Below are 12,919 nucleotides of genomic sequence, written 5' to 3'. Positions count from 1 at the left end.
ATGAAAAAACTTCTTCTCTCCCTAGTGCTGGCTTTCCCCATCCCCTCGGCACAAGCCGAACTGGTGGTCATCACCCATATTTCCAATAATCTCAACAATCTCACCGCCAAGCAAGTGCAAGACATTTTCATGGGGCGCACCCGCTTGTTTCCCAATGGGAAATTTGCCCTACCCATAGACCAATCCTCGCCCCTGCGTGCCGAGTTTTACCAAAAACTCACCGCGCGGCCCGTGGAGCAAATCAATGCCTACTGGGCGCGGATCATGTTCACCGGGCAAGCCTCGCCCCCGCAACAATTGCCCGATGATAAGGCGGTATTGCAGACGGTGCGCGAAAATGAAGGCGCTATTGGCTATATCGATAAAACCCATGTCGATAATACTGTCCATATCCTGTTGCCACTACACTGATGAAGATTGCAAAAAAGCGCTACCTTTACCATAAACTGGCCAAGTCCGTATTTGTGGTCACCCTACTGTTTTCGATATTGACTTCGGTGGTTTTTTTTCTCACTGAATTTAAACGGGCCAGCGAAAAAACCGTGGTCATGATCAACCAGTTGCTGGACACCGTGGAAAGCACCGCCGCCATTTCGGCATACTCCAATAACATCAGCATTGGCGAGGATGTCCTCAAAGGATTGCTGCGCAATGATATTGTCCACGAAGCCCGCCTCAGCAATGGCCAAGACCTCCACTTAACGCAAGTACGCAACAGCGAAGTGGCCCGACAAACCGAAATCATCCGCATCCTGCACTCGCCATTTGGGGATGCAGAAGTCATCGGCAGCCTCTCCATTATCCCGGAAGCGCAATATAATCTTTTAGAGGCACGCCACAGCGCCCTGTCTAACGGGATAAGTTCGTCTGTGCTCATCGGCCTAACCGCCGCCATCGTATTATTGATGGTGCGCTCGTCATTCTCTCGCCCATTAATGAAAGTATCCGACACACTGCACGCCATTGAGGTAGGGGAGCAAGAGCGCCTAGAGCCTTTACCGCACAATCAGGACGACGAATTGGGCCAGCTTGTCCAAGACATCAATGGCCTGTTGGAAACGCTACAAGAAAAATTCAGTGCCGAGCATCTCCTGCGCGAGGAAATCGAGATGATGGGGCAACAGTTACGCAATATCTTTGACACGACGAGCGCGGGCATTTTCTTACTGGATGAAACGGGCAAGCTACTGGCCGCCAATCCCACATTGAGCAAAGCCATCAGGTTGCCGGAGGCGATGTCTGACAGCTTGTTGGGGCAGGATTTTCCTGAAGTGGCTTTCGCCGAACCGGAACTGATGCGCGAACTCATGCGTCTGGCCGCCGAACGGAACCAATCGGTAGCCCAGGACATGTGCTTAAAAACGCGGGCCGATGCCGCCAATACGGCGACCTGGGTCCATTGCTTAATCTCCCGACAACCTGCCCTGTCGGGCGCGGCGCATTTCGAAGGCGTGGTCTATGACATTACCGACCGCATCGCCGTCGAGACCCGAATCCGGCACGAGGCCGACTATGATTCGCTGACGGGCCTGCTGCGCCGACAAGCTGCCGAACGCCAGTTAATCAAACTGCTTAATGCCCCGGCAAACCAGAACAAGGCACCGGCCATCCTGCTGCTTGATTTGGATTATTTCAAGGAAATCAACGATACTTATGGGCATGATGCCGGCGATTATGTTTTGGTGGAAGTCGCCAGACGGTTTCATGACTGTGTGCGTACCAGCGATATTATCGCCCGGCTGGGAGGCGACGAATTTCTTATTATTCTGGTGAACTGCACGTCCGAACACATTCGGCAAATTGCCAGAAATATTATTATCGCCCTGAGTAAGCCTATCCCACTCAATGCGGCAACCACCCTGCACATAGGGGTCAGTATCGGCATTGCCATTGGCGACGGTTACGGACAAACGTTGGAAAAACTCTATAAATCGGCAGACCAAGCCATGTACGAAGTCAAACACCAAGGCAGAAACGGCTTCGCCATCAATCAGACAGGTAGCGGTATCATCGTGGAAAAGATAGCGGCGGCTAAGGAACGCGCATAAAATAAATCTTATCGTGAAGCGGTTTCCTCTTTGGAGCGCGGGCATATTGCCCGCGCTCCAAGACCCGTACCCTTTAGCGTTTACCTAAATTATTTCCCACTCATTCCTTAGGGAGGTTATACAGCCCCCTACACCACCATAAAATCCGCCGCCGTCATCGCCAAGCCTTTGCCCAGCACGGCGACCAGCACCGCCGCGCCAGTGCCGTTGCCGTCGGCATCGTAAAACAGGCCACCGGACACGCTGTTGTAAAGGATGCGGTCGGTGCTGTCGGCCACCCCGCCGTTACCGAGAATTTTGAACTGGTCGGCGGCCAATACGCCGGTGTGGGTCAGAGCGGTAAAGATGGCGTTTTCCAAGCGGATGGTGTCGTCGCTGACAGTAAAGTCGTCGAAGGTGTCTTTGTTGTTCAGGCCCAGGGCGGTGTCGAAGACAAAAGTGTCCTGGCCTAGCCCGCCCTTAAGCAAATCATTGCCCAAGCCGCCGTCCAGCACATCGTTGCCGCCGCCGCCCCATAAGCTGTTGGCGGTGGTATTGCCGGTCAAGGTGTCGTTATAGGCACTGCCGTTGATGGCTTCGATATTGCGCAGGATGTCCGTACCTGCGCCCACTGTGTTTTGCGCTGTGGTCAGCGCCAGATTGACGGTCACGCCCGCACTGGCGGTGTAATATTGGGCGACATCCAAGCCGTTGCCGCCATCTAAGATATTAGTGCCCAGCCCGCCCGTAAGGCCGTCATTACCGTCACCGCCTTTGAGGGTGTCATTACCCGCCCCGCCCCATAAGCTATTATTGGCGGCGTTACCCGTCAGCGTATCGTTATAGGTGCTGCCGTTGATGCCTTCAATACTGACCAAGGTGTCCGTACCCGCACCGAGGGTGTCCTGCGCCCCCGTCAGTGCCAGATTGACGCTCACGCCCGCCGTGGCATCCCAATAGTGGGCGACATCGGTACCGTTACCGCCATCTAGGGTGTCGTTACCGGCACCGCCATTCAAGCTGTCGTTGCCGTCCCCACCTTGCAGCACATCGTCGCCCGTCAAGCCGTTTAAGCTATTGGCAGCGGCATTGCCAATCAGGATATTGTCCAGAATGTTACCGGTTGCGGCTTGGCCGCCGACCAGCAAGGTCAGGTTTTCGACAAAGTTCACCCCATATCCCCATAAGCTAAAACTCACCGAGCTATAGACGGTGTCATTGCCGCCATTAAGATACTCGTAGACATGATCTAAGGCGCTATCGACCCAATAACGGTCGTCGCCCTTACCGCCGACCATAGAATCATTGCCTGTGCCGCCGTCCAAGCTGTCGTTGCCGCCATAGCCGTACAGCGAATCATTACCCGCCAAACCGTTCAGCGTGTCGTCGCTGTCATCAAAGCCTTCCACGCTATCATCACCGCTGGTGGCGGCTGTCTGCAAAACTTTGGCCTTAATGTCCGCCCAGCGCCAGACCACGCCATTGCTGAACAGAAATTGCCCGACGCGGCTGTCGGTTACGCCAAAATAATATTGGACTGTCAATTGGCTGCTGCCATAACTGAGCAACAAATCGTAACCGGCACCGACCCGGCTGACCTGGCTGATGTCGGTGGCTGACATATCGGTGAATTTGACGGTATCGGTACCGCCGTTATCGGTGGAAATGCTGTCCGCCCCGTCATTTTTAGCAATCAGATAAGTGTCGGCACCCTGGCCACCATCCAGCTTATCATTGCCTGTTCCGCCGTTTAGGGTGTCATCACCGCCGCCGCCCATCAAGGTGTCATTGCCCGCCAGACCGTTCAGAATGTCGTTGCTGTCGTCATAACCATATAAGGTGTCGTTACCGCCAGTCCCCTGTAACACTTTTGACTTGATATCCGCCCAGCCCCACACCACGCCATCGCTGAATTGGAATTGCTCGACGCGGTCGTCTGCCCTAGAAAAATAATCCGGGAGGGTCAGTTGGCTGTTGCCGTAGCCCAGCAACAATATATCGCCGTAGTAGAACCCGCCGAAGCGGCTGACTTGCGTGATGTCCGTGGAAGCCAGATTGGTGAATACCACCCTATCGATACCGCCAAAATCATAAAGCGTGTCGTCCCCATCATTTTTGGCGATCAAATAAGTGTCGTCGCCAACGCCCCCATACAAAAGGTCATTGCCTGACCCGCCGTTCAGGGTGTCATTGCCGCCGCCGCCATTCAGGGTATCATTACCCGCCAGACCGTTCAGGATGTCGCCGCTGTCGTCATAGCCATCCAAGTGGTCATCGCCGCTGGTCGGATGCAACACTTTTAACTTGATGTCCGCCCAACCCCACATCACACCATCGCTGAATTGGAATTGCCCGACACGGTAACCTGCGGAGGAAAAATAATCCGTGACGGTCAACTGGCTACCGCCATAAGCCAGCAACAAATCGGTATTGTACAACCCTACACGGCTGACCTGGGTGATGCCGTTGGTGGCCAGATCGGTGAACTTGACCACATCGGTACCGCCGAAATCATACAGCGTGTCCGCCCCGTCATTTTTGGCGATCAGATAAATGTCGTTGCCCGCACCGCCCTCTAAATAATCATTACCTATCCCGCCGTTTAGGGTGTCATTGCCGTTGAAGCCATACAGCGTGTCATTGCCCGCCAAACCGTTCAGGGTATCGTTACTGTCATCATAGCCATAGATATTGTCATTACCGCTGCTGTTGGCCGCTTGCAAGGCTTTAACTTTAATGTCCGCCCAACCCCAAACCACCCCATTACTGAACTGGAATTGCTCGATCCGATAGTCTGTCGAGTAAAAATAACTTTGGACAGTCAATTGGCTGCTGCCATAGCCCAGCACCAAATCGTTGCCATAGAAGCCCTCGCGGCTAACGCGGGTGATGCCAGTGGCTGCCAGATCGGTGAATTTGACCACATCGGTGCCGCCGTTATCGATCAGCGAGTCCACCCCGTCGTTTTTGGCGATCAGATAAGTGTCGTTGCCCAGACCACCCTCCAACCAGTCATTGCCAGTGCCGCCGTTTAGGGTATCATTGCCGTTGAAGCCATATAGCCTGTCATTACCCGCCAAACCGTTTAGGTTATCATTGCTGTCGTCATAGCCATACAAGCGGTCATTGCCGCTGGTGGGGGGATGCAACGCTTTGGCCTTGATGTCCGCCCAAGCCCACACCGCCCCATTGCTGAACTGAAACTGCTCGATACGATAATACGCCATGTCCTCATTAAAATAATCCGTGACAATCAGTTGGCCGCCGCTATAACTTAACAACAAATCGCCGTTGCTATAACTTACACCTATACGGCTGACTTGGGTCATGTCGGTAGCTGCCATATCGGTAAACTTGACCACATCGGTGCCGCCGTTATCGTAAAGCGTGTCCGCCCCATCGTTTTTGGCGATCAGATAAGTGTCGTTGCCCAAGCCACCAGACAAGGTGTCACTACCCGTACCGCCATTCAGCGTATCGTTGCCGCCGTTGCCATACAGCCAATCATTGCCCGCCAAACCATTCAAAGTATCGTTACTGTCGTCATAACCAGACAAGATGTCAGTATTGGCAGTCCCTTGCAACACCTTCAGGCTAATATCCGCCCAGCCCCATACAATCCCATTGCTAAACTGAAACTGCCCGACACGATAGTCTGTCGAGTTAAAATAACTTTGGACGGTCAGCTGGCCGCCGCTATATTGCAGCAGCAAATCTGAAGTGCTCCGGCTAATTTTGATGTCGGCGGCGGCCACATCAGTGAACTTGACCACATCGCTACCGCCGCCAGTGTACAGCGCGTCTATCCCGCCGTTTTTGGCGACCAGATAAGTGTCGTTGCCCGCCCCACCCCATAACGTATCATTACCTGCCCCGCCGCTGAGCGTGTCATTACCGTCACCGCCATATAACGAATCATTGTCCGCCCCACCCGTAACGGTATCATTGCCCCCATTGCCAAACAGCGAATCATCGCCGCCATTGCCCTCAATAACATCATCGCCTGCCGTGCCGACGTAATAGTTATTGCCGTTATCGCCGTTATATGTCGCCATTAATTATCACTCTAAGTTGCGCCATCAGAAAATCGACCTGTCTGGATTTAGAGTTTATACCGTATTTTAGTTAATTGCGAGAATAAATATCATAAATAAAACCCTTATGTGCTTAATAAGTGCTTACCACATGCTTACTATGTGCTTATTAGGTGTTTAAATTCAGACAAAAAAGGAAGAAAGGGGGAATTCAAGGCTTTCACCCGTTCGCGGAAGATCAGCAGCCCCTTGGGTTTGGGGCAGTTGGTATTGATGTACTGCAATTTGGACAAATCGCGGCAGGGTGTGGCGGGAAATATCACCCTATTGCAGGAGCGCATCACTGACACAGCCGTGCAAAAACGGCTTTCCGTGTACATCCCTTGGTAAAAAGCCCTGTTGTAAAAAAATGTGGCCGCATGTAGGGGGATGCCCGGCAACCTGCGGCAGTTTGGTGAACGCGGCGGGCACGTCTTACCGGTTAGATGTGGCGTTGGATTTGGCCGCGCTGCCGTTCGTCCACATTGCAGTAACTGACCAGGATGTGGGCGAACGCCTTAACCTCTCCATCTCGTCAAAGGCGACGTGGCCTGGCTGGACAGGGGCTACCATCCGTAGGCCATTTTTGAACAGCCCGGCCAAGATGTGGCAGTGATATTGCGCCCCCGCAAGCCTATGTTGCAATATGTCAGTGCTTGAAAGCATGAGGCTGTTTGCCCAGCTTGCAGCATAGCTTGATTGTTAAATTAGCGCGTATACCCCCCTACTCATCTTACAAGTGTAGGTTTTCTTACCCTCCACCCCCTTCTGCGTAAACAGCCAAAGTCACGCCGTTGATTTCCGTCAAACCGGGCCATGCCTCAGGCCGCCCCGGTTTGACGGGCAGGAGTTGGTGGTTCAGCAAGGCGGCGACAATCAAAGACCAGCCGTGTTGGAAAATGCCGCAGACCTTAACCCTATCGAACACAAATGGGCACAGCTTAAATCCATCCGCAACCAAGCACGATGTTCCGTTGACGACCTCTTCACTGGGGCGGTTACAGGACATCTTTTTATATCGGATTAGCTATAGATAGACATTTTCCGCTGCCAAGACACCCGTCAACAGCCATGCGGCCTTTACCGCCAGCAAAGACACCTTCTAGAGCAATTAATCAGGTGGCTCTGCCATTAATACGTTATCATAGGGGCTGGTTGCCATTTGCTCCGTTAGGAGCCTGGCACCAACCCTCCCCTAATCCACATTTAAATTAAAGGCTTTTCACATTTATGAATATCATTAAAAAAACTGCGCTGGCTTGCTTCATGGCGATGTCTTTAGGTGCCAGCACCTTTGCAGTCGCCGAAGAAGCGGCAAAAGGTGCGGTTTCTGACACAGCCGCAACCATTGCGCATGTTGAAAAAGCCTTGGAAGAAGTCAATAAAAGCGACTTCTCTGCCGCCCGTTTACATTTGAAAGCGGCGCGTACAGCGTCTGAAAAAATCAGCGGCCATGATGCTATCGTGAAACAAGCTAACGATAACGTTGTGCAAGGGCAAATTTCAGCCAACAAAGGCGATGTGCAAAAATCAGCCAGCGAATTGCAAAAAGCGTTAGATTTGTATAAATCGTTATAATTTCGAAGGCCCATAACAGGCTTTTGACTTAGGCCCCAAGGCTATCGGGATAACCTTGGGGCTTTTTTATGCGGGAATATCAGGCCGTCGGCAAGCCTATAAACCCCATCTGACTATCAGGCCTATAGGGTTAAACCTGCTTAACGGCCCTTGTCCTCTACGGACATAAGCTGGTAAAGCTTATTCGGCACCGGCGTACACTTCGACACGGGCTTTGAGTTTTTGGCCGGATCTGAAGGTCACTACCCGTCGGGCGGTAATCGGTATTTCTTCACCCGTTTTGGGGTTTCTGCCGGGGCGGCTGCTTTTGTCACGCAACTCAAACTTGCCGAAGCCGGAAATTTTTACTTGCTGGCCTTGCTCTAAAGAACTTTTAATTTCTTCAAAAAACAGTTCCACCATTTCTTTGGCTTCGCGTTTGTTCAACCCCAGTTCGTCAAACAATTTTTCAGCAAAATCTGCTTTTGTTAATGCCATTTAGTTAGTCCCTCAATTTTGCATGGATTTGATTAGTCAATCTGGCCAAGATTCGGCTTACTATCGCGTCAATCTCAGCATCGGTTAGCGTTTGTAAATCATTTTGTAAATGCAGGCTTAACGCCACGCTTTTGCTGCCTTCTGCAACCCCTTTGCCGCGATAAATGTCAAAAATGACCACATTCTGCAACATCGGTTCGCCGCACGCCTGAATACAGAGGCTGACGGCATCGGCAGTGACTTCTTCTTCGACAATCAAAGCCAAATCCCGCCGTACCGACGGGAATTTCGATAACGGCTTAAAAGCCGCCACTTGCTTATCCAGCAATAAGGCTTGGTCAAAGTCAAACAAAAAGACCGGGGTGTCAAAGCCCAATTGCTTTTCCAGCGTCGGATGCAACATCCCCAGCCAGCCGACCACATCACCCGTCAGCGACAAAACCTGCGCACATTGCCCCGGATGCAGGGCAGCGTGGGTGGCGGCGGCAAAACGCACGGTACGGCCTGTTAAGGCGAACAATGCCTCGACATCGGCCTTAATGTCGAAAAAGTCCAGTTTACGCGTGGTTTCGCCCCACTGCTCAGGCAAGGCACTCCCTAAGGCCAAACCTGCCAAACGGCGTTGCTGATGGGTAACGCCGCCGCTTTTCACAAAACGCAGGCCAGTTTCAAACAACCTGACCCGGCTTTGTTGGCGGTTAGTATTATATAACGCCGCCTTCAACAAGCCACACCATAAAGTGGTGCGCATGATCGCCAACTCAGAAGAAATCGGGTTTTTCAGGCGGATAACGTCATCATCGGGCGCCACCGCTTTTTGGATGTCTTCGTCAACAAAGCTATAGGTGATGGCTTCCTGGTAGCCCCTGTCCACTAACACATCGGCAGCGCGGCTGATATCCAGAACACTTTCAGTGGCCTTACCTAAGTCCGCCCGCATTAACAGACTGCTGCTCGGTAACTGGTTATAGCCGTAAATACGCGCGATTTCTTCGATTAAATCGGCTTCGATGGCAATATCGAACCGGAAACCGGGCGGGGTAACTTGCCAGCCGTCGGCTTCGGCAAGCACCACCATCCCTAAACGTTGGAAAATATCCAGCACCACGGCATCGTCAGGCACCATGCCTAAGATTTTTTCGATGCGCTGCCGTCTGACCAAAATCGCCGGACGTTGCGGTAAGGTAGCCGCCGTGGTGACCTCGGTAATGCCGCCGACGCTACCGCCGGCAATGTCGACTATCAATTGGGTTGCCCGCGCAATGGCACGGTCTTGTAAGGTCGCATCGACGCCGCGTTCAAAACGGTGCGAAGAATCGGTATGCAGGCCAAAGCGGCGGGCTTTACCGGCGATGCTGTACGGGGTAAAAAACGCGCATTCCAAAAACACATTTTGGGTGCTGTCGCTGACCGCCGAAGCACTGCCGCCCATCACCCCCGCCAACGCCAAAGGCTGCTTGGCATCGGCGATGACCAAAGCTTCGCCGTCCAAAGTAATGGTCTGGCCATTCAATAAGGCCAAATCTTCACCCTCTCTGGCCCAACGGACAGTTATGCCGCTTTCCAGCTTATCGGCATCAAAGGCATGTAAAGGCTGACCCAATTCCAATAGCACATAATTAGTGACGTCAACTACCGGACCCAAACTACGCACCCCGGAACGGCGCAGGCGCTCTTGCATCCATAGCGGCGTTTCGGCCTTGACATTAACGCCAGTAATTAGCCGCCCCAAATAGCGCGGGCAAGCGTCCGTCGCTTCCACCGCCACCGTCAAAGCATCCGCTTCCGTTACCGCCAAAACCGCCATCGGCAACGCCGACCAATCCATACGGTTCAACACCGCGACTTCGCGGGCGATACCTTCGACGCTCAGGCAATCGGCCCGGTTAGGGGTCAGGTCAACTTCAATCAGTTGGTCGTCCAAAGCCAAAAACTCACGGATATCGACACCGACCGGCGCGTCGGCGGACAATTCCATCAGGCCGTGGGCATCCGCCGCCAAACCTAATTCTTTCTCCGAGCATAACATGCCGAACGACTCGACACCGCGCAATTTGGATTTTTTGATTTTAAAATCGCCCGGCAACACCGCACCGCATAACGCCGCCGGAATTTTTAAGCCGACGCGGACATTGCTGGCCCCGCAAACGATTTGCAAAGGCTCGCCCGTCCCTACCTCTACTTGGCAGACGCGCAGACGGTCAGCATCAGGGTGCTGTACCATCGCCAACACTTCGCCAATGACCACGCCGCTGAACACAGCGGCGGCAGGGGTGACCGAATCGACCTCAAGGCCTGCCATAGTCAATTGGGCGACCAATTCTTGGGTGCTGATGGCCGGATTGACGTATTCCCTTAACCAGGCTTCACTAATTTGCATGTCGGATAAGTTCCTGCTTAATTGAATTGTTCTAAGAATTTGAGATCATTTTCAAAAAACAACCGCAAATCGTTAATGCCGTAACGGAGCATGGCCAAGCGTTCCACGCCCATGCCAAACGCAAAGCCGCTATAGCGTTCGCTGTCAATATTCACCGACTTGAACACCGCCGGATGGATCATTCCGCAACCCATGACTTCCAGCCACCCGGTCTGGCTACAGACCCGGCAACCTGCGCCATTACACATCACACACTCGATATCGACTTCGGCGGACGGTTCAGTAAACGGAAAATACGACGGACGGAAGCGTACTTGAATGTCCTTTTCAAAAAAGGCGCGTAAAAACTGGTACACCACGCCTTTCAGGTCGGCAAAACTGACATCGGTATCGACCAAAAAGCCTTCAACCTGATGGAACATCGGCGTATGGGTAATATCAGAATCGCAACGGTACACCCGACCTGGGGCAATCACTTTCAGGGGCGGGGTCTCCGACTCCATGACCCTGATCTGCACGGGCGAGGTATGCGTCCGCAACACAGTATGCAAGTCGATATAAAAAGTATCGTGCATGGCGCGGGCGGGATGATGGGCGGGGATATTCAGGGCTTCGAAGTTATGGTAATCGTCTTCGATTTCCGGCCCCTCAACGACGGTAAAGCCGACGCTGGTAAAAATTTTGGCGATACGCCTGAGCGTAGTGGTCACCGGATGCAGACCCGCCGCCGCTTGGCCACGACCTGGCAAACTGACATCGACCCGCTCACTGGCAAGACGTGCGGCCAAAGCGGCAGCTTCCAAACGTTCCTTATGGCTGTCTAACTGGGCTTGAAATTGGTCTTTGGCTTGATTGATGACTTGGCCGACAGCGCGGCGTTGTTCCGGCTCCAGCGTACCCAGTTCTTTCATCTGCTGGGTAAACAGGCCTTTTTTGCCCAAATACTGGACACGAACCTGATCGAGTTGGTTAAGGTCTGTTGCCCGAACAAGCTCTTCTAAGCCTTGCGCGAGAATGTCTTCTAAAGTAGCGGACACGGATTAGCTCGCTGTATGAGTGGAGAAGGGATTTTTATGGTTTGGCTTAACACCTAAAGCCTAGCCGCCCCGAAAGGGGTGGCTAGGCCAAGACCGACGCGTTAAGGCCGATTAAGGTTTGCTTTGATTGGCGATAGCAATTTTAGCTATCTCACCGAAGGCGGCAATATCACGCACGGCAATATCGGCCAGCACTTTACGGTCTATAGCAACATTGGCTTTAGTCAAGCCATTGATCAAACGGCTATAGGAAATGCCATAAATACGCGAAGCGGCGTTAATACGGACAATCCATAACGCGCGGAATTGGCGTTTTCTTTGTTTGCGGTCGCGGTAAGCATACTGTCCGGCTTTAATAACCGCTTGTTTAGCGACGCGGTAGACGCGGCTACGCGCACCATAATAACCTTTCGCTTGTTTTAAGACTTTTTTGTGTCTGGCTCTGGCTGTGACACCACGTTTTACTCTAGGCATGAATAAGCTCCTTAACTATAGGGCATCATGCGTATCGCCATACGCAGATCAGATGGATGAATGGCAGCAGGCTTACGCAACTGTCTTTTTCTTTTGGTGGTCTTTTTCGTCAAGATATGACGGCGGTGCGACTGGCCGCACTTAAAGCCGCCGTTGCCAGTGCGTCTGAAACGCTTGGCGGCACCGCGGTTAGTTTTTATTTTTGGCATTTGTTTGCTCCAATAATTAAAAATACAAAATCCCTGAGATATAACCCAACAAGGCAAAATGCATGGCCCTGAAGAATTAACGGCGCCCTAAGGCACGTTTACCCAGCGCGTCCGGCACTGGCGGGTAAGGGGCTTACCCTTACTTTTTCTTTTTGGGCGCCATGACCATAATCATTTGCCGCCCTTCCAATTTAGGGAACTGCTCGACAATGGCGATTTCTTCCAAGTCTTTTTCGATACGCTTCAGTTGATCCATACCGATTTCACGGTGCGCCATTTCGCGCCCGCGATACCTAACGGTAATCTTGGTTTTATCGCCGTCATTAAGGAATTTAATTAGGCTCTTTAACTTAACCTGATAATCGCCTTCATCCGTACCCGGCCTGAATTTGATTTCCTTAACTTGAATCTGCTTTTGTTTTTTCTTGGCAATTTGCAGTTTTTTATTTTGCTCAAACTGAAATTTGCCATAGTTCATTATTTTGCAAACCGGAGGATCCGCATTTGGCGATATTTCCACTAAATCCAAGTCTGCCGCATACGCAAGTTGTTTGGCTTCATCTAAAGAGATAATCCCTAACGCCTCCCCATCTGCGCCGGTTACCCTCACCCGTCTGGCGGTGATCATGTCATTCAGACGAGTTTCATCTTTTTTAGCAGCGAT

12 protein-coding genes are annotated in these 12,919 nt (G+C 52.3%); 4 read left to right on the top strand and 8 right to left on the bottom strand.

Annotated features, from left to right (window positions below; all coding sequences use genetic code 11):
- Positions 1–411 carry a type 2 periplasmic-binding domain-containing protein gene (locus tag CEK71_RS16605; protein WP_170065141.1) on the top strand — a complete coding sequence of 137 codons (411 nt, stop codon included), beginning with the start codon at positions 1–3 and terminating at the stop codon, positions 409–411.
- Positions 411–2,048 (top strand): diguanylate cyclase domain-containing protein, encoded by a 1,638-nt coding sequence (locus CEK71_RS16600; RefSeq protein ID WP_088620422.1) that lies wholly within the window; start codon positions 411–413, stop codon positions 2,046–2,048. The genes CEK71_RS16605 and CEK71_RS16600 overlap by 1 nt, the downstream gene beginning before the upstream one ends.
- A gap of 128 nt (positions 2,049–2,176) precedes the next feature.
- Here the strand turns inward: CEK71_RS16600 and CEK71_RS16595 are convergent, their stop codons facing one another.
- Positions 2,177–6,082, bottom strand: a complete 3,906-nt coding sequence (locus tag CEK71_RS16595; protein ID WP_088620421.1) for a beta strand repeat-containing protein — start codon at positions 6,080–6,082, stop codon at positions 2,177–2,179.
- A 388-nt stretch (positions 6,083–6,470) separates the two neighbouring features.
- Here CEK71_RS16595 and CEK71_RS16590 point away from each other — a divergent pair, with 388 nt between their 5' ends.
- The gene (locus CEK71_RS16590; RefSeq protein ID WP_088620420.1) at positions 6,471–6,716 is read left to right on the top strand and encodes a hypothetical protein; all 246 of its coding nucleotides are present in this window, start codon (positions 6,471–6,473) and stop codon (positions 6,714–6,716) included.
- A 135-nt stretch (positions 6,717–6,851) separates the two neighbouring features.
- On the opposite strand, the gene CEK71_RS16585 is transcribed toward CEK71_RS16590, so the two are convergent.
- Positions 6,852–7,109, bottom strand: coding sequence for a hypothetical protein (locus CEK71_RS16585; RefSeq protein WP_088620419.1), 258 nt, complete (start codon positions 7,107–7,109; stop codon positions 6,852–6,854).
- A 221-nt stretch (positions 7,110–7,330) separates the two neighbouring features.
- On the opposite strand from CEK71_RS16585, the gene CEK71_RS16580 reads away from it, so the two are divergent.
- Positions 7,331–7,678, top strand: coding sequence for a hypothetical protein (locus CEK71_RS16580; RefSeq protein WP_088620418.1), 348 nt, complete (start codon positions 7,331–7,333; stop codon positions 7,676–7,678).
- Between the two features lie 180 nt (positions 7,679–7,858).
- Here CEK71_RS16580 and ihfA read toward each other — a convergent pair whose 3' ends face one another.
- From ihfA to infC, 6 genes are all read right to left on the bottom strand, one after another.
- Positions 7,859–8,155: an integration host factor subunit alpha gene (gene ihfA / locus CEK71_RS16575; RefSeq protein ID WP_088620417.1), complete on the bottom strand. Its 297-nt coding sequence runs from the start codon at positions 8,153–8,155 to the stop codon at positions 7,859–7,861.
- A gap of 4 nt (positions 8,156–8,159) precedes the next feature.
- On the bottom strand, positions 8,160–10,535 hold the full coding sequence (gene pheT, locus CEK71_RS16570) for a phenylalanine--tRNA ligase subunit beta (protein ID WP_088620416.1): 2,376 nt from the start codon (positions 10,533–10,535) through the stop codon (positions 8,160–8,162).
- Positions 10,536–10,552: 17 nt separating this feature from the next.
- Complete coding sequence (pheS, locus tag CEK71_RS16565; protein WP_232463835.1) at positions 10,553–11,551, bottom strand: phenylalanine--tRNA ligase subunit alpha; 999 nt, start codon at positions 11,549–11,551, stop codon at positions 10,553–10,555.
- A 132-nt stretch (positions 11,552–11,683) separates the two neighbouring features.
- A complete protein-coding gene (gene rplT, locus CEK71_RS16560) occupies positions 11,684–12,046 on the bottom strand; it encodes a 50S ribosomal protein L20 (protein ID WP_088620414.1) in 363 nt (120 codons plus the stop codon).
- An 11-nt stretch (positions 12,047–12,057) separates the two neighbouring features.
- A complete protein-coding gene (gene rpmI / locus CEK71_RS16555) occupies positions 12,058–12,255 on the bottom strand; it encodes a 50S ribosomal protein L35 (protein WP_088620413.1) in 198 nt (65 codons plus the stop codon).
- 139 nt (positions 12,256–12,394) lie between these two features.
- Positions 12,395–12,919, bottom strand: coding sequence for a translation initiation factor IF-3 (gene infC / locus CEK71_RS16550; protein ID WP_088620412.1), 525 nt, complete (start codon positions 12,917–12,919; stop codon positions 12,395–12,397).

Source organism: Methylovulum psychrotolerans (genome assembly GCF_002209385.1).
Taxonomy (GTDB): Bacteria; Pseudomonadota; Gammaproteobacteria; order Methylococcales; family Methylomonadaceae; genus Methylovulum; species Methylovulum psychrotolerans.
The sequence above is the reverse complement of the archived record's forward strand: the minus strand, read 5'-3'. Positions and strand labels throughout refer to the sequence as shown.